The sequence below is a fragment of the Pseudomonas sp. PS01299 genome (genome assembly GCF_029960145.1).
Taxonomy (GTDB): domain Bacteria; phylum Pseudomonadota; class Gammaproteobacteria; order Pseudomonadales; family Pseudomonadaceae; genus Aquipseudomonas; species Aquipseudomonas putida_A.
The window spans coordinates 46669-63584 of the sequence record NZ_JASCPO010000002.1 but is presented as its reverse complement, the minus strand read 5'-3'; the positions used below and the strand labels follow the sequence as shown (position 1 = coordinate 63584).

Annotated in this window: 21 protein-coding genes; 11 read left to right on the top strand and 10 right to left on the bottom strand. The window is 53.5% G+C overall.

Annotated elements, in window-relative coordinates:
- The first annotated feature begins 52 nt into the window (after positions 1 to 52).
- The 4 genes from crcB (at position 53) to nhaA (ending at position 2846) form a co-directional block, all read left to right on the top strand.
- A complete protein-coding gene (crcB, locus tag QMX91_RS01225; RefSeq protein ID WP_017337059.1) occupies positions 53 to 436 on the top strand; it encodes a fluoride efflux transporter CrcB in 384 nt (127 codons plus the stop codon).
- Between the two features lie 10 nt (positions 437 to 446).
- On the top strand, positions 447 to 800 hold the full coding sequence (locus QMX91_RS01220; RefSeq protein WP_017337060.1) for a DUF190 domain-containing protein: 354 nt from the start codon (positions 447 to 449) through the stop codon (positions 798 to 800).
- A gap of 2 nt (positions 801 to 802) precedes the next feature.
- Positions 803 to 1333 (top strand): inorganic diphosphatase, encoded by a 531-nt coding sequence (ppa, locus tag QMX91_RS01215; protein WP_017337061.1) that lies wholly within the window; start codon positions 803 to 805, stop codon positions 1331 to 1333.
- A gap of 310 nt (positions 1334 to 1643) precedes the next feature.
- Positions 1644 to 2846 carry a Na+/H+ antiporter NhaA gene (gene nhaA, locus QMX91_RS01210; RefSeq protein ID WP_017337062.1) on the top strand — a complete coding sequence of 401 codons (1203 nt, stop codon included), beginning with the start codon at positions 1644 to 1646 and terminating at the stop codon, positions 2844 to 2846.
- A gap of 112 nt (positions 2847 to 2958) precedes the next feature.
- Here the strand turns inward: nhaA and QMX91_RS01205 are convergent, their stop codons facing one another.
- The 3 genes from QMX91_RS01205 to QMX91_RS01195 form a co-directional block, all read right to left on the bottom strand.
- Positions 2959 to 3492, bottom strand: a complete 534-nt coding sequence (locus QMX91_RS01205) for an NUDIX domain-containing protein (RefSeq protein ID WP_017337063.1) — start codon at positions 3490 to 3492, stop codon at positions 2959 to 2961.
- 92 nt (positions 3493 to 3584) lie between these two features.
- On the bottom strand, positions 3585 to 4436 hold the full coding sequence (locus QMX91_RS01200; protein WP_017337064.1) for a universal stress protein: 852 nt from the start codon (positions 4434 to 4436) through the stop codon (positions 3585 to 3587).
- Between the two features lie 11 nt (positions 4437 to 4447).
- Positions 4448 to 5935, bottom strand: a complete 1488-nt coding sequence (locus QMX91_RS01195) for a SulP family inorganic anion transporter (protein WP_083376071.1) — start codon at positions 5933 to 5935, stop codon at positions 4448 to 4450.
- A gap of 458 nt (positions 5936 to 6393) precedes the next feature.
- Between QMX91_RS01195 and QMX91_RS01190 the strand changes: the two genes are divergently transcribed.
- The 3 genes from QMX91_RS01190 (at position 6394) to QMX91_RS01180 (ending at position 7908) form a co-directional block, all read left to right on the top strand.
- Positions 6394 to 7032: a HupE/UreJ family protein gene (locus QMX91_RS01190; RefSeq protein ID WP_240344226.1), complete on the top strand. Its 639-nt coding sequence runs from the start codon at positions 6394 to 6396 to the stop codon at positions 7030 to 7032.
- Positions 7033 to 7044: 12 nt separating this feature from the next.
- On the top strand, positions 7045 to 7686 hold the full coding sequence (locus tag QMX91_RS01185) for a transmembrane anchor protein (protein WP_158879133.1): 642 nt from the start codon (positions 7045 to 7047) through the stop codon (positions 7684 to 7686).
- Between the two features lie 93 nt (positions 7687 to 7779).
- A complete protein-coding gene (locus QMX91_RS01180; RefSeq protein WP_263868211.1) occupies positions 7780 to 7908 on the top strand; it encodes a hypothetical protein in 129 nt (42 codons plus the stop codon).
- A gap of 71 nt (positions 7909 to 7979) precedes the next feature.
- On the opposite strand, the gene QMX91_RS01175 is transcribed toward QMX91_RS01180, so the two are convergent.
- On the bottom strand, positions 7980 to 9362 hold the full coding sequence (locus tag QMX91_RS01175) for a heavy metal sensor histidine kinase (RefSeq protein WP_047338274.1): 1383 nt from the start codon (positions 9360 to 9362) through the stop codon (positions 7980 to 7982).
- Positions 9359 to 10042: a heavy metal response regulator transcription factor gene (locus tag QMX91_RS01170; RefSeq protein WP_032894827.1), complete on the bottom strand. Its 684-nt coding sequence runs from the start codon at positions 10040 to 10042 to the stop codon at positions 9359 to 9361. The genes QMX91_RS01175 and QMX91_RS01170 overlap by 4 nt, the downstream gene beginning before the upstream one ends.
- A gap of 288 nt (positions 10043 to 10330) precedes the next feature.
- On the opposite strand from QMX91_RS01170, the gene QMX91_RS01165 reads away from it, so the two are divergent.
- Positions 10331 to 10777: a DUF411 domain-containing protein gene (locus QMX91_RS01165; protein ID WP_205476290.1), complete on the top strand. Its 447-nt coding sequence runs from the start codon at positions 10331 to 10333 to the stop codon at positions 10775 to 10777.
- A 51-nt stretch (positions 10778 to 10828) separates the two neighbouring features.
- On the opposite strand, the gene copD is transcribed toward QMX91_RS01165, so the two are convergent.
- The 5 genes from copD to QMX91_RS01140 all read right to left on the bottom strand — a co-directional run bounded on the left by copD (position 10829) and on the right by QMX91_RS01140 (position 15364).
- Entirely contained in the window at positions 10829 to 11764 is a 936-nt protein-coding gene (gene copD / locus QMX91_RS01160) for a copper homeostasis membrane protein CopD (protein WP_205476289.1), read from the bottom strand.
- Positions 11765 to 11766: 2 nt separating this feature from the next.
- Positions 11767 to 12150 (bottom strand): copper homeostasis periplasmic binding protein CopC, encoded by a 384-nt coding sequence (copC, locus tag QMX91_RS01155; protein WP_205476288.1) that lies wholly within the window; start codon positions 12148 to 12150, stop codon positions 11767 to 11769.
- A 68-nt stretch (positions 12151 to 12218) separates the two neighbouring features.
- Positions 12219 to 13106, bottom strand: a complete 888-nt coding sequence (locus QMX91_RS01150) for a copper resistance protein B (RefSeq protein ID WP_240344225.1) — start codon at positions 13104 to 13106, stop codon at positions 12219 to 12221.
- A 37-nt stretch (positions 13107 to 13143) separates the two neighbouring features.
- On the bottom strand, positions 13144 to 15006 hold the full coding sequence (locus QMX91_RS01145) for a copper resistance system multicopper oxidase (protein WP_205476286.1): 1863 nt from the start codon (positions 15004 to 15006) through the stop codon (positions 13144 to 13146).
- A 148-nt stretch (positions 15007 to 15154) separates the two neighbouring features.
- A complete protein-coding gene (locus QMX91_RS01140; protein WP_205476285.1) occupies positions 15155 to 15364 on the bottom strand; it encodes a co-regulatory protein PtrA N-terminal domain-containing protein in 210 nt (69 codons plus the stop codon).
- A 285-nt stretch (positions 15365 to 15649) separates the two neighbouring features.
- On the opposite strand from QMX91_RS01140, the gene QMX91_RS01135 reads away from it, so the two are divergent.
- The 3 genes from QMX91_RS01135 to QMX91_RS01125 all read left to right on the top strand — a co-directional run bounded on the left by QMX91_RS01135 (position 15650) and on the right by QMX91_RS01125 (position 16914).
- Positions 15650 to 16045: a hypothetical protein gene (locus QMX91_RS01135; RefSeq protein ID WP_205476284.1), complete on the top strand. Its 396-nt coding sequence runs from the start codon at positions 15650 to 15652 to the stop codon at positions 16043 to 16045.
- 99 nt (positions 16046 to 16144) lie between these two features.
- Positions 16145 to 16540: a hypothetical protein gene (locus tag QMX91_RS01130; RefSeq protein WP_205476283.1), complete on the top strand. Its 396-nt coding sequence runs from the start codon at positions 16145 to 16147 to the stop codon at positions 16538 to 16540.
- Positions 16541 to 16662: 122 nt separating this feature from the next.
- Entirely contained in the window at positions 16663 to 16914 is a 252-nt protein-coding gene (locus QMX91_RS01125; protein ID WP_106117683.1) for a DUF2933 domain-containing protein, read from the top strand.
- The last annotated feature ends 2 nt before the right edge of the window (positions 16915 to 16916 follow it).

Sequence of the window (16916 nt, the reverse complement as noted above, 5' to 3'; positions counted from 1 at the left end):
GCGCGAGCCGCTTGCCAATTAGTCCACTCAGATCTGATGAGGAGGACTCTCCGTGCTGAAGTCATTAATGGTCATCGCCGTTGGCGCTTCACTTGGAGCCTGGTTGCGCTGGATATTGGGCATGAAACTGAATGCTCTGTTTCCTACGATTCCTCCAGGTACTGTGGTCGCGAACATGGTTGGGGGCTACATCATCGGCCTGGCCATCGCCTTCTTGGCCGCTTCCCCTACCCTCAGTCCAGAGTGGCGTCTCCTGATCATCACGGGTTTCTGTGGTGGGCTTACTACCTTCTCTACATTTTCAGCCGAAACGGTTGCCTTGATTCAGGAGGGCAGACTGGTCTGGGCGCTTGGCTCAATTTCGTTGCACGTTGCAGGCTCGTTAGCGATGACCGCTGCCGGGCTTCTGTCCTACCAAATGATTGGTACTCGCTGAGGAGATAGAAATGAAAGGCTATATGGTCGTTTTCTTCACCCAACAAAACCGTCGTTATCAGGGAAAGATGCTAGGTGAATGGATCGTCGACGTGGCTAAAGAAATGGGGTTGCGGGGCGCCACGCTCTGCACCGGAATCGAAGGGTTTGGGCACACAGGAAAACTGCATTCATCGCACTTTTTTGAGCTGGCGGATCAACCCACGGAAATTCGCTTGGCAATCACGGAAGATGAGGCCGAACGATTGTTCAAACGACTGGACTCTGAGGAAATATCGGTATTTTTCACGAAGACGCCAATCGAGATGGGCACTCTTGGACAAACGCCTTCCAGTTCAGCCCCTTCGACAACTTCGGAGCTATGAACATGAGCTACACGGACATTCCGGCTGGTAACGCGATCCCCGATGACTTCTTCACCGTTATCGAGATTCCTGCAAACCACTCGCCGATTAAGTACGAGGTGGACAAGCCAAGTGGGCAGACCTTTGTCGACCGCTTCCTCAGCACGCCGATGTTCTACCCGGCCAACTACGGGTTTATTCCGAACACGCTGAGCGACGATGGTGATCCGCTGGACGTCCTGGTGGTTTGCCCTTATCCCGTCTCACCTGGCGTTGTCATCCGCAGTCGCCCGGTTGGCGTGATGTACATGACTGACGAAGCCGGAGCGGATGCCAAGGTGATCGCAGTGCCTCACGAGAAACTTAGTTCAATGTACACCGACGTGAAAGAGTGCTCAGACCTCCCTGCCTTACTCCTCGCACAGATCCAGCACTTCTTCGAAAACTACAAAGCATTGGAGCCGGGTAAGTGGGTGAAGATGGTGCGTTGGGGGAGCGCGGATGAGGCGCGGGAAGAGATTCGCAAGTCGGTAGCGGCGTATATCCCCAAATAGGCTTACTCCAGATTCAAATGCCACTGTCGTAGGATCGCGCTGAGGTGCGTGCATTTATGCTGGGCCTCAGTTGCTTCAATCATCAAATATCCGAGGAGCCACACGCCTGTAAAGAAGGATCGATGCTCGCTCGCCTAGTGAGGCTATGTGCTTGGAGCGCGCCCCTGCGGTTCATGAGCGAGCCCGTGCCGGGGAACACACTGAAGGCTGATTAAGGCCCGGTGTAAATCGTTACAGGCTATGTGCCCTGCCGCGCTGGTAAACCTCGGATGTTAAAATAATCGCTTTGGATCAAAGCGCAAGGACACTGATGACTCATAGTAGAGTTCCCGCAGAAACCCCTAGAGCAGCCGCGATTCTGGCTCGCTTCCTATCGTCGGAATCCGCTGGCGGTCTTGTACTGATGGGCGCAGCACTCGCGGCCCTAATCGTGGCGAACTCGCCTCTCTCGCAAGGTTATTTTGCCGCCTTGCACAGTGTCTGGTTGGGCATGTCTGTGGAGCATTGGGTCAATGATGGCCTCATGGCCATCTTCTTCCTGATGGTCGGCCTAGAGATCAAAAGAGAGGTTCTGGCAGGTGGGCTTTCCACTTGGGGCCAGCGCGCCCTGCCGGGGTTTGGTGCTTTAGGTGGCATGGTTGTGCCTGCGCTGATCTACATCGCAATCAACTGGGGTAATTCTGAGACTTTGAAGGGGTGGGCTATCCCAGCCGCTACCGACATCGCATTCGCCTTGGGTGTCTTGTCGTTGCTGGGGAAGCGAGTCCCTACGTCGCTGAAGGTCTTCCTCGCCGCCTTGGCGATCATTGACGACCTGGGTGCTGTAGTCATCATTGCCTTTTTCTACACCTCTGGTCTTTCCATGCCGATGTTGCTGGCATCGCTCGCAACCCTGGCCATTCTGATCGCAATGAATCGATTGGGCGTCAGACGATTGTTCCCGTATCTGCTGGTAGGTGGTGTGCTGTGGTTCTTCGTGCTGCAATCGGGAGTGCACGCCACCCTTGCGGGTGTCGCTGTAGCGCTGTGCGTTCCAATGGGTAAGCCTGAAGAGGAAGCCCGGTCTCCACTGCTGTTCCTAGAAGAAAAGCTGCATATGTGGGTAGCGTTCGCTGTGGTGCCGATTTTTGGCTTCGCCAATGCGGGTGTTTCATTGGCCGGTATCTCGATGGAAAACCTAGTCGATCCGGTTCCGCTGGGTGTTGCGCTCGGCTTGTTGGTGGGCAAGCAGATTGGCATTTTCCTATTGGCTGCTCTGGCCATTCGTATGGGCTTGGCCAAACTGCCGGAAGGTAGCAATTGGGCACAGCTTTACGGCGTTGCGCTCTTGTGTGGCATCGGCTTCACCATGAGCCTGTTCATCGGAAACCTGGCGTTTGCTGGATCAGCTCACCTGATCGATGAGGTAAAAGTCGGCGTGTTGATTGGTTCGACCCTGGCTGCAATCGGTGGAGTCCTGATTTTGCGACGCAGCGCTGCGCCCGCCATTGTCGCCGCCACGGTTTCTAAATAAGCGTAAGCGAGCCGGCCACGGAGTTTCTCCCTGACAGAAATCCTGTGGCCGGAACATCGTCTCGCGAAGCGAGGTCATCGTGTTTTACGCCACAAGTTGCTGAGATATCCCCTCAAAGGCTGATTGGCGGCATCAACTCGGACGCGACTTTTTTCAGCATGAACGTTTCGCGCTGAATTGACTGCCCCATCGATAACTCCTGACGCTGCATCACGGCTTCGTTGTGCGATATGGCCTCATGCAGGCTGACCCAGACAGGCCGCATTCCATTAGCGATTTCGTGGCTTTCCATTCTGACGGGCTCTAGCTGGGGCGCTACTTCGCATAGATAAAAATGCGACGTCATGTGCATCAGGTCATATTGTGGCTTCCAGTAGGGCCGGTACTCCTCGATATAACCGTAGTGCTGGAGCACCTGTATTTCACGGGCACCAGTCTCTTCCTCAAGCTCACGCTTCAGGCCTGCGACAATGTCTTCGTCACCATCAAGGCCGCCTCCAGGAAAGCTGAAATCGTTATAGCGCTCCGTGAACAGCAACAGGATCTGTTCATCCCGCATCACGATGCCGCGTGCTGCGTGTCGACGGAATACTCTGCCCTGTTTGGATTTCAGCTCGGGGTGAACAATTTCAGTTATGAGTTGCATGTGGTCTCGTTACGGCAAGATCAGTTAGTCATCGTCCAGGGTGGCCACGGTATTTCCGCAGCTCTGGAAATACTGTGGCCAGTGGAACTGGCTCAGCGAAGCAGCAATACGGGTAAAGTGGATGTTCGCAGCATCGTCGTGGTCGTGCTGCCCACCAGAAACTGCCTGATGCGTGAGTGCCCGTACGCCCCCATGACCAAGAGGTCAATGCTGTGCTCTGTCTGATACGCATGCAGCACCGACTCTACTTCGCCTGGGCGGATCTCGGCATGCACCAGCGAGCCAGAAGAGGCAAGTGTGGTTCGTGCTTTCTCCAGCTCATTCTGGTTTTCTTTAGAGTCCGTACCAACCATGACGATATGAATTGGCAGGCCTTCGCACAGCGGGCTCGAAGTAAGCATCTGTACGGTCTTGTGGCCTGTAGCGCTGCCGTCAAATGCCACCATGATCGTTTCAGGTTTCCTGAAATGGCTGGTTGTAATCAGGATGGGGCGGTGGATAGTTCGGACTACCGCTTCAATCTGGCTGCCAAGACTTTGGGCAGTGCGAGTGCTGTCCTCACCGACTCTTCCAATCACCAGTAATCGAATATCGTCTTGGAGATCGCTCACGCTCTCGACGAGATGGCCATGGCGCTGCTTCATATCAGGTGGCATGGCGCCAGAGTGGACTGTTCGCTCGCGAGCTTTTTCAAGCATGTGCTGCCCATGCTCCAAGGCCAGTTTTGCACGCTGCGCATCCAGCGTGGCCAACTCTTCCAGTAGATGTTCTCTGCTACCGAGACCGATATTTCCGCTCAGGTCTGCTGATGCAGGGTATTTCTCCTCATCCAATACATGCAGCAAGGTAAGGGGCGCGCTAAGTTTTTGCGACGCCCATGCTGAGTAGTCGCAGACCGCCAGCGAGGATTGTGAGTTATCAATGCATGCCATTACGTGGGTCATTGTCGTTCTCCTTAGTGGCTCATGAGCTTGTCGATGGCACCGGGTTTGTCATGCACGCCGAAGCGGTCAACGATTGTTGTGCTGGCTTCATTGAGACCGAGCACTTCAACCTCAGCGCCTTCACGGCGGAACTTGATCACGACCTTATCCAGCGCTGCGACGGCGGTGATATCCCAGAAATGCGCTTGTGTGAGATCGATGGTGACTTTGTTGAGCGCTTCCTTGAAGTCAAAAACTTCAGTGAACTTGTCCGCAGAGCTAAAGAACACCTGGCCCACGACGCGGTAAGTCCGATGCGATTCCGTCTCTTCCAAAGTGCTCTTGATATCCAGGTAGTGCCCAACCTTATTGGCAAAGAACAGCGAAGCCAGCAGCACACCTACCAGTACGCCGTAGGCTAGGTTGTGAGTGGCCACGACGACCACGACGGTCGCCACCATGACGAGGTTGGTCGACAGCGGATGCTCTTTCAGATTGCGCAAGGAATCCCAGCTAAAGGTGCCGATGGACACCATAATCATCACAGCCACGAGTGCCGCCATAGGGATTTTGGAGAGCCATTCGCCAAGAAATACCACCATCAGCAGCAGGAAAACGCCGGCACACAATGTCGAGAGACGGGTGCGGCCACCAGATTTCACGTTGATGATCGACTGGCCGATCATGGCGCAACCTGCCATGCCGCCAAGCATGCCGGCAGCGATGTTGGCCACACCCTGGCCTTTGCACTCGCGGTTTTTGTTGCTGGTGGTATCGGTCAGGTCGTCGACGATGGTCGCGGTCATCATCGACTCCAGTAGGCCTACAACTGCCAGCGCAGCGGAGTAAGGAAAGATGATGCGCAGGGTTTCAAAGTTCAGCGGCACTTCAGGCCACAGAAAAATCGGCAGCGTATCCGGCAGTTGGCCCATGTCCCCCACGGTACGGATATCTAGCCCCAGATAAATGGCGATGGCAGTCAGGGTCAGGATGCACACCAGTGGTGAGGGAACCAGCTTGCCGATCTTAGGTATATACGGAAACAGGTAGATGATTCCAAGGCCCGCTGCGGTCATCGCGTAGACGTGCCAGGTCACGTTGGTCAATTCAGGTAACTGCGCCATAAAAATCAGAATCGCTAATGCGTTCACAAAACCCGTGACCACAGAGCGAGAGACGAAGCGCATCAGCGAACCTAGCTTCAGGTAACCCGCGAGGATTTGAAGTACCCCACAGAGCAACGTGGCTGCCAGCAAATACTGAAGTCCGTGCTCTTTAACCAGAGTGACCATGAGAAGTGCCATGGCGCCGGTAGCCGCCGAGATCATGCCGGGACGACCGCCGACAAAGGCAATAACAGCACAGATACAGAAGGAGGCGTAAAGTCCGACCTTTGGGTCAACGCCGGCGATGATGGAAAAGGCGATGGCTTCAGGGATCAGCGCAAGTGCGACTACGAGCCCCGCGAGCACATCTCCACGGACGTTGGAAAACCACGTTTGTCTAAGTTTTTGCAGCATAGAAAATATCCAAGGCAAAGCATCGCGCACGCCAAGGGAATGGCGAGCGAATCGATACAAATTCAAATTTTGAGGATTTTTTTGCTGTGTGCTTAAGGCGTATAACCAGGCGTACAGCAGTGCGCACCCGCGAGCGAGGCTAGCGGAAGCAGGTTGTTGCGAGGGGGCGTAGCGCTAAGGCGGCGTAGGCTGCCAGTAGATCGTTTGGAGTACAGTCATGCTGATGTTCCTGTAGCTCAAGGGGTATGCGGAGCAGAAGTATACAATGAAGCCATCGTCGATTGCGACCCGCTGCCAAGCTCCGCATGAGCTACGTCAGATACAGGCTTATTCAATGGGTATACCTGCGGGCAAGGCTTTGTTTTCCACCCGTTCTTGTCTGAGCTGGTCTGTGTGCTGAGAGGTGAGTTGGCCAGACGGTTACGTTGTTTTTACTTATCGCTGCACTTTTCCTGGGAATGCCCGAGGCGATGGCTCACGCCGTCGCGGAAGGTGACAAAGGCTTCATCCAGGAAAGCTCCGGCGTCATGTTGCTGCCTTTCATTTACATGGGCGCCAAGCACATGATGACCGGGTACGACCACCTGCTATTTCTGTTCGGGGTGATCTTCTTCCTCTATCGCCTGAAAGACGTGGGGCTGTATGTCACGCTGTTTGCTGTAGGTCATTCGGTCACGCTGCTGCTTGGCGTACTTACAGAGGTCAGCATCAGCTCGTACATCATCGACGCCATCATCGGCTTCTCGGTGGTGTACAAGGCGCTCGATAACCTGGGCGCATTCCAGCGCTGGTTCGGTTTCCAACCCAACACCAAAGTGGCCACGCTGATCTTCGGCTTGCTCCACGGTTTTGGTCTGGCGACGAAGATCCAGGAATACGAGATCTCACCTGATGGCCTGATTCCGAACCTGATCGCCTTCAACGTTGGTGTTGAGATCGGCCAGTTACTGGCCCTCAGCGCGATTCTCATTCTGATGGGGTATTGGCGGCGCACCGGCAGTTTCTGGCGCCACGCCTATACCGCCAACGTCGCCATGATGAGTGCCGGTTTCCTCTTGATGGGTTACCAGATCACCGGCCTGTTTGTCTCCGCGTAAGGAATTCTGACCATGTTCAATACTCCGCTTCCCACTGTTAATGAATTGCCAAGCACTCGCAAACTGGTGCGCTCCACTGTCATTGCACTGCTGACTGCGGTCGGCCTGCTGGTGACAGTGGTTATGCCTTCGGAATATGCCGTCGATCCAACGGGTGTGGGCCGAGCACTGGGACTGACCCAAATGGGCGAATTGAAGATCATCCTTGCTCAGGAAGCTTTGGCGGATGCCGCGCCACCGCAAGCTGCTGCTCCAGCTCCAGCTCCACAGGTTGCGCAAGTCCAGCCTATTGCGAAACCTGCTGCTCAGCCGGCTCCCACACCCACTTCAGCTTTGAAGACTAATCAAATGAGCGTCACGCTCAAGCCAGGTGAAGGGACTGAAATAAAGTTCGAAGTCTTGAAGGGCAAGTCTGTTGGCTACGAATGGACTGCGGTTGGTGGGCCTGTGAACTTCGATACCCATGGCGAACCCTACAACGGTGAGAAGGGTTACTTCCATAGCTACAACAAGGGCAAGCAGGTCAAAAGTGATAAGGGTGAATTTACCGCCATCTTTGACGGCACCCATGGTTGGTTTTGGCGTAATCGCAGCACTAACGACGTGACCATCACACTGAAAACCAGCGGCGATTATTTGGGCGTCAAACAGTAATCAGAAGCAGCGATGGCTGTGCTACGGCAAGAAACGCAGCGTGCTGCTTGACCACATGTCATTCAATTTCATCCATTTTTGAAGAGTATTCCAATGAAAACCCCAACAACCATGATCCGTTCGATGCTCCTGATCTGCTTCCTTGGTTTGATGACGGCCTGCGGAGGCGATGAAAAAGACGCAACTTCTGAGATCGCTGGGCACGGCCATTCACACGAGTGACGCCGTAAATAAACAAGGCCGCATTGCGGCCTTGTTCCTCAAAGAAGAGGCACGGGAGTTTTCTTTTATTCTCAGTCAGCAGGCCAAGCAGGTAAGCGGATCTCAAAGGTCGTATAGCCTCCTCCGGAGACACACTCAACGGCGCCATCATGGGCGTCAACCAGTGATCTGACGATTGCCAAACCTAACCCCGCGTTGTTCGTAGCACCCTCTCTACGTGCAGGATCGACTCTGTAAAAACGGTCAAACAACCGGGGCAGATGTTCTCCAGCTATTTCCTCGCCGGGGTTCTTCACTGACAAGCTGATTATGCTACCCAACGACTCGATTTTTACGGAGACAGTGCAGTCAGGAGGGGTATACCTGAGCGCATTAGAAAGTAAATTCGAGATCATCCTATCCAACATCGTACCGTCACCATAGACCGCGCCGTGTCCGGAGACTTGTAGCTTTACTCCGGTGTCTTCTGCCAGCAACTGGTAATACTCGAAAAGTTTTTCGACCACCGAACGCAACTCGACTTTCTCTTTGGCAGGTAGAACCAGACCGTTGTCCGATTTTGCTAAGAAAAGCATGCCGTCAATAATGCTGGAGAGTCGGTTCAGATCCTCCAGGTTTGAATAGAGATTCTCTTCATAAGTGTCCGGTGCACGTTTCTTTGAAAGGATGACTTCGGTGTGTGTACGCAGATTGCTGATAGGGGTTCGTAGCTCGTGCGCAATATCGGCTGAAAAGTTGGACAGCCGAACAAAAGACTCTTCAAGGCGAGCAAGCATGGCGTTGAAAGAAGAGACAAGGCTCTCAAGCTCACGAGGCACCGAGTCCATCGGGATGCGTTCTTTCAGCGAACCGGCTGACATTGAGGCCGCGACTTGCGTCACCTGTGCGACCGGCTTTAACCCGCTGCGCGCCACCAGCCACCCTAACGCTGCGCTGACCAGAGCGCTGATAGCCAGCCCAATGACCAGCCACCAACGCAAAGTTTCAACGAAGTGCATGTGACTGGTGATATCCATACTTAACCATGCGGTTAGTGGCTCAGCTTCATTCACTAAATGAACTTGGGCCTTCATGCCTCTATACGTATGGCCGCCAGCCGTCCACTCCAACAAACCTTCCCCAGCCTCATGAACCGCAGCGGTAGGCTGTGCAGTTCCGTTGGGAGTAGCGAAGATCGTCCTCCCTCCGTTGGTGACAATCGATGCTGAAAGCTCCTGATGGGCGCCCAGCAGGGCTTGCAGTTGTAACACCACTTCTGAAGAGTCTACGGAGCCGGCCTCGCCATCCATGATTTGCCGAATGGATACGAGCTTTTCCGTCATCGCTTGACGGTCGAGCGCTTTGAAGTGATGTCTACTAAAAGCATCGAAGGTAAAGCCTGCTACAACCAGCACGGCTACCACGGCACAGACAAACATCATGCTCAAACGGAAGGTAAGAGATACACGCTTCATTCAGTATCCGGCGCATCTAGCATGTAGCCCATTCCCCTGGTGGTCTGAATCAGCTTAGTGTCGAAATCATCATCGATTTTGGCCCGGAGCCGGCGAATTGCTACTTCGATCACGTTGGTATCACTGTCGAAGTTCATATCCCAAACCTGCGATGCGATCAGTGATTTTGGCAGGACTTCCCCTCTACGGCGCATAAGGAGTTCTAGGAGGGAGAATTCTTTGGCGGTGAGGTCAATGCGTCGACCTGAGCGGGAGGCACGTCGTTTCAGAAGATCGACCTCCAGATCGCCGATTTTGATAGATGTTTGGTTGGGTACGGCGGAACCACGGCGGAGCAAGCTTCTGACGCGAGCAAGCAATTCGGAAAATGCAAAGGGTTTGACTAGGTAATCGTCCGCTCCTAGTTCCAACCCTTTGACCCGGTCATCAACCCCGTCCCTGGCTGTCAGAAACAAAACAGGAACTGAGTTCCCGGCTATGCGGACAGATTGAATGACCTCCCAGCCGTCCAGGCCGGGCATCATTACGTCCAGGATCAGAAGGTCATAGGTCTCATTTAACGCATGGTGCAACGCCTCTGTTCCCGTAACAACTCGGTCGACAGTGAAGCCAGCCTCCACAAGACCCTGCTGTAGGTACATTCCGATTTTGGGTTCGTCTTCTGCGACCAAGAGTTTCATGCACGGGCTCCGGTTTGCGGTGTTCTAGTGTGCTACCAATCTGACATCTGTGCGCAAGCTTACGTAAATGTAATTGCCTCAACAGCCCACGGATCGCCCGATGCCACGACAGGTCGGTGTGTGATGGGTTGGATGGAGTGAATTGGCAGGCGGCTTACAAAAATGTAATCAGCGATTTGAGCTTTTTGCGCTTAACCTAATTCCAACCACTGTGGAAGCATGACGGCTGGCCCAAGGCTAGGGGGCTTGCAGAGCAACCGCATACTAAAACGCTACGAGGTGCATCGAATGTTCAAACGAAAGCTATCGCTCGCCGTGGGCTTGATGATTTGTGCTGTCGCGCAGGCGGCTGAGCCGCTCACAATCGATGTGCATCGTGACGCGAACTGCGGATGCTGCAAGGAGTGGGTCAAGCACCTTGAATCGAATGGATTCAAGGTGGTCGACCATGTTGAAAGCAATATGAGCGCTATTAAGCAGAGCTTAGGAGTGCCGCAGGGACTCGCGTCATGCCATACGGCTGTTATTGACGGCAAGTTCGTAGAGGGGCATGTCCCAGCCGAAGAAATCAAGAAGCTGAGTAGTCGCTCCGACCTCGCAGGAATTGCAGTACCGGGCATGCCCGCAGGCTCTCCCGGCATGGACTACGGCCAGAGCCATCAGTCTTATCAAGTGCTGGGCCTCACCAAGGCAGGTGCGCAAGAAAAAGTCGCTCAGTACCCTGCGAGCCAATAGTTGTTACCTAGCTCTGAGCACCCATATGGACGCTCAGATTTGGCTACTGGATCAACCTTGAGCCATCTCGATTGAAGGGCTCAGTGTTCCTAGCCACGCCACCAAACAGACGATGACAACAGCACAGGTTGACTCAATCACTATGCTTTTTCTCAAAACCGAGGCTGCAAGGGAATAATCACCGGCTTTCACAGAGCGCTCGAGTGAAGGACTCAGGTAAAAACGATTGAGACTAGCAAGCCCGATCATGCATGCAAAAAGCAGGATTTTCACGAGAAGAAGCACGCCATAGGTGCTGGTTACAACTTCTAGCAACGTCGGCCCGACAATGAAGAGATAATTAGCGACGCCTGTGACTATGATCGTACCCACAATGAATGCGCCTGCTGTCTCGAAGCCAGTGAGTGCTCGTGACAGCACTCGTACGAGTTGCTCCGAATTAGACCTCCTGATACTCAACATCAAACCAAACGCCGCGAGAGCTCCGATCCAGCCGCCAGCGGCAAGTAGGTGCAGAATATCAGCCGCAAAGTGCCAGAACCGCTGAGTGCCTTCATCCATCGCTCCATGACCTGTCCACGCGAGCGTGGATAAGGCGATACAGCCTGCCAAGGTAGCAACCCAGAGACTTCCTGTTGGCCATCGCTTGCTCTGACTTGCGACAGAAATCACCACTACTAATGAAATCATGCGCGTCACCCAGCTATAGCCCACCTCAGTTTCGTACACCATCATTTCCAGATGGGGTAGCAGCTCCGCCCAGTCGGATGCGCCGCTCATATTTTTTGCCATGACGACGAAGGAGGCTATCGACAAAAACACACCAAAGGCAGCGATGCCAGGTAGCAGCGACTCAAAATGCAACATTGCGCCTGATACGCGCTCTTTTCCCCGAAAGCTGTAAAGCCCGAAGACTGCTAGGCCGAACAGGAGCATCAGATCTAAGTAGAGCGCGAATCGCAGCACTACATTTAAAGAGTCGCTCATACTTATTTCACTTTGAAAGTGACGCTACCGGTAATCGGATGAGTATCTGACGATACCGCTCGCCACTCTATTTTATAAGTTCCTGTTGTAAGTGGCGATGTCGGAGTTATAATCATTGTTTTTGGATCACTTCCGCCCGCCACGCTGGCCTTAACACCCATGGGTGAGTTCGGCATGCCAGGCATGTCAGTCATAATTAACTTAGCTCCGGAAAATTGAGTAACTAAGCTCTCTGAAAAATACAGCTCAATTTTTGCCGGGGCTTGGCCGTTCTCACCTTCAGCAGGAGTTGAAGACAGCAGCTTCGGGTGGGCTTGGGCAACTGCACTGAGCAGTAAGCTGGATGAAAGAGCAACGGCCACGACACAGGATTTGAAAACGGACATGCAAGGCTCCTCACAGCACGAAGCTGTTGTAATGAGGTGAGATAATTATTGGGTGACGCTAACTTCGATTAGAACCAAACTCGGACGCCGACCACTAGGCGTGCTTCGCTATTGTCTTCACCTTCCTCGCGGGCATAGTCTGCGGTTTTTCCATAAGACCGATTCCAAGTTACACCTACGTAAGGTGCAAACTCTCGACGGACTTCGTACCGAAGCCGCAAACCAACCTCACTTTCAGACAGCCCTGAACCAACCCCGCGTTGAGGATCGTTTTTGCCATAGAAATTGAATTCTGCCGTCGGTTGCAGAATCAGCTTATTAGTTAAGAGAATGTCGTAATTCCCTTCTAAACGCGCTGCGGTCTGGCCATCTTCACCCAAATAAGCAGTAGCTTGGGCCTCGAAATTGTAGAGCGCCAAGCCTTGGATACCGAAAGCCGCCCACGTCTGAGGGTCGCCTGGCTTGAAATCTTGACGCACCCCACTGACTAGATCCCACCAAGGGCTAATGGCGTGTCCCCATAAAGCTTGAACTTCAGCCTTTTTAGTCTTCCCATTAGTGCGCTCGCCTTCGGAACGTAGCCATAGACGGTCAACATCTCCCCCTATCCAACCTTGTGCTTCCCAGTTAAGCGCGCTTCCATCGTCCGCATCCTGCCATTCCAACTTCTCAAATATAAAAAGTGAGTTGAGAGCACTGTCATGGACTTCGTGACCACCAGGGGCATTATAAACTGCGGCTCTGTCAGCATCGGTAAGTGGTGGTATCGGAGTCCGACTTTGAGTTTGTGGCTGCTTGGCGGGCTGCATACCCTCCATTTTGCTATGATCCATGCCCTGCATCTGGCTGTGATCCATACCCTGCATTTGGCTGTGATCCATGCCCTGGCTAGACTCAGCAGCTGCCGGCAAGGCAACACCAGCAGTGAGAGCGACCGTGAGTACAGCTGAGTGCATGCGAGTCCCGCTTAAGAAATTACTCATAGCCATCTCCTTATTCCTCCACGCGCACTTCACGGAACATGCCCATTTCCATGTGGTATAGGAGATGGCAGTGATAGGCCCAGCGTCCCAACGCATCAGCAGTCACTCGGTAGCTACGCTTTGATCCTGGCGGCATATCGATGGTGTGTTTGCGAACGAGGAATTGCCCGTTTTCATCTTCAAGGTCGCTCCACATCCCATGCAGGTGGATGGGGTGAGTCATCATGGTGTCGTTCACGAGAACGAACCGAACTCGCTCGCCGTACTTCAGTTTTACCGGCTCGGCGTCTGAAAATTTTACGCCGTTGAAAGACCAGGAAAATTTCTCCATATGACCGGTCAAGTGCAGTTCAATAGTGCGACTTGGCTCACGGCCATCTGGATCCTCAAACGTGCTTTTTAGATCAGAGTACGTCAGCACCTTTCGACCATTGTCGCGAAGGCCCATGCCAGGATCATCGAGCTTCGCAGAGGTCGACATTGCTTGCATGTCGACGAGGGGATTGTTGGACTCTGTGGCTGGGTGCGACTGCATTTCTCCCATACCACTAATGCCGCCCATGGACATATTGCTGTGATCCATTCCCTGCATGCTGTTCATACCGGACATGCCTTGCATAGAGCCAGAGCTATCTTTCATGGCTCCGCCGTCCATACCCGACATACCCTGCATCGAGTCGTCTCCCATACCGGCCATTTTGCTGTGATCCATTCCAGCCATATCGCCCATACCAGGCATCGCACCGTGATCCATACCGGCCATACCCATGTCTGCCATGGTGACTAGAGGACGAGGATCTAGCGCTGGGACTGGAGCAGTCATGCCTGACCGGACGGCCAAGGTGCCTCGGGCGTATCCCGACCGATCCATCGACTGAGCAAACAGCGTGTAGGCATCCTGAGTTGGCTCGACAATCACATCGAAGGTCTCAGCAGTGGCGATCCTGAACTCGTCTACGCTCACCGGCTTAACATATTGGCCATCAGCAGCCACAACAGTCATTTTCAAACCCGGAATACGGACATCAAAATAGCTCATGGCTGAACCATTGATGAACCTCAATCTGAGCTTTTCGCCGGGTTTGAATGTGCCTGTCCAGTTGGAGTTCGGAGCATGGCCGTTCATCAGGTAGGTGTATGTCGCACCACTGACGTCTGCAATGTCAGTGGGATTCATCTTCATTTCTGCCCACATTTTGCGATCAGCGACGGTTGCTGACCAACCCTTGTCAGCAACGTCATTGATAAAGTCACTGACTGTTCGCTTGTGGGTGTTGTAGTAATCAGACTGCTTCTTCAGCGTTTTCATCAGCGAAGCAGGATCTTCATCCGTCCAATCGGTGAGCATCACCACATAGTCACGGTCATACTCAAAAGGCTCGGGCTCTTTTGCGTCGATTACCAGCGGGCCGTACACACCAACCTGTTCTTGGAAGCCGGAGTGGCTGTGATACCAGTACGTTCCGTTCTGCTTGACCTTGAATTGATAGACGTACGTGCCATCAGGCTCAATTCCATGGAAGCTAAGGCCTGGCACACCGTCCATGTTCGCCGGAAGGATAATTCCGTGCCAGTGGATAGAAGTCATATCCTTGAGGCGGTTCTTGACCCGCAAGGTCACGGTATCGCCCTCACGCCAGCGCAGCTGGGGCCCAGGAATCCCGCCATTTATGGTCATGGCCGTCCGGGAGTTCCCAGTGATATTTACCGGTGTTTCTCCGATGAAGAGGTCAAACTCTGTACCTGACAAGACATTGGTCTCACCCACTTTAGGGGCGGCCCAGATAGGGGTTTGCCAGAGGCCTAGACAACCGAGAATCCCGCCTGCGGTGAGTCCTTTCACAAAGGTGCGCCGAGAGGTTTTGGCTTGCATACCGATTCATGTCCCGTCAGGCGGATGTTAGATGTGCGCACTGGGCGTGCCCCCGAGGGCTAACGCTAGACGAGCTAGTGCGCTTGATGTATCGGAAGATGCCATAAGCTAGCAAACGGGGTGATTACATTTCAGTAAGCTGGGCGGCTCAGCATTGATGCTTCTGCTCTTCAGCCGTGGGCTTTTCCTGTGCAATATCCTCTTGCGCTTTCGCTTGTGGGACGGGCTTGGTGGTGACCATTGCCGTCTCGCGAGCTCGTTCCATGCGCTCAACCGCACGGTCGCCACCACCTTCGGCAAAGGCCAGCGACGATATAGCCAAACTGAGCGTAAGAATCACAACGTTGGTTGCTTTCATAATGCATCTCCTCCAAGGAATTGACTCTCGTTGAAACCAGAGAGTTTGAGCGTCAGCTCGATGAGGATGATGAGGGGACGCACCTGTCAGCACGCTTAGCCGGTGATTACACTTTCGACAGCACACGGAGAAACTCAACATCTGAAAGATCGGCGGGTGTTGTAAAATTTGACCGAACCACAGAACCGACAGCCGGTTGCATAAATTGATGTAGATCAACCGTGGCACTTCAATGTGGCGTATGTTGGAAAATCAAAATCCGCTAATCAGTACCGGAGATTCTCCATGTTCTGGTTTCGCCATCGTCAACCAACGTTCATACGCCTCGCCATCGTGCTGTGGGTGTTAGCGTTTGGTCTGGCAGCGACCCAGGGATGCCTGGCACAGCCCAGCCACAATCCGGCTATAACTCATGTCTCGCTGATCACTACGCAAGATCACGATAGCCATGACGCCCATGCCCTCGGTTGCCTTCAGCACTGCGCCGATGCGGCAATAGCTGTAAGTCCTTCGCTCCATCTTCAAATATTTGACCTGTTCAGTTGGACGCTTCTGCTCCTTATCCCAGCGTTGCTGATTTTGTATCCCGCCAATCCCTCCGCTTTTGCCTTTCTTGCATTACGGCGCCCTGTACCGGCCAGACCTCCTGCCCGCCTGATTTTCGTCCGTTTCAACGATTAATCCGACCTTCTGCGCGCCGAGCTTCGGCGCACTGTCCGACTGCGCCAACCTGGCGCGGCTTGGTATTACCTGAGCTGTACTCACCCTTTGGAGATTGCCATGAATATTTCATTGAAACTTATTCTCGCAGCCCTGCTCATGAGCAGCCCATTCGTCGCTTCGGCAGTCGATGAGCACCACCCGGAGGGGCAGACGGCGCCAGCCCAGACAAGCGCTGCAGCCACGTCGATGCAAAACAACGTCATGACCGAGCAAATGCAAAAAATGCAGGCTGCACACGACAAGGCAGCCGCCGCCAAGACCCCTGCCGAGCGACACGCCGCCATGCAGGAGAGCATGAAGACGATGAAGGACAGCATGGCCTTGATGCACAAGAACTGTCATGGCATGGGCATGGGCGGCAACAAAGACGGCACGGAGATGGGAATGATGAACATGATGATGAAAATGATGGATCAGCAATCGAGCATGATGAACATGCCGATGAGCAAGTGACGCGCACAAGCCTTTAGGTAATGCAGCGACGGTTTTACCTTAGCCAATATGCCAAAGGTAAAACTGCCGTTCGCCGCAACTATATGACGTATCACTAAACAGCTCCCTCAGGAGTACAGACCATGACGAATTCACCACATTCCGCTAACACCTCTCCAACATTTTTGAGGAGCAAACCCGGCATAGCGCTGGGCATGTTGCTGGTGATCGTGCTGTTCTATCTAGCAAGAGAACACTACGGCCATATGCTGGGCTTACTGCCTTATATGATTTTGCTGTTGTGCCCGCTGATGCATTTTTTCGGGCACCACCACGGTGGTCACAGGCATCACGGCGAAACCTCAGTCTCAACCAAGAATGCGAATAGGATTTAGCT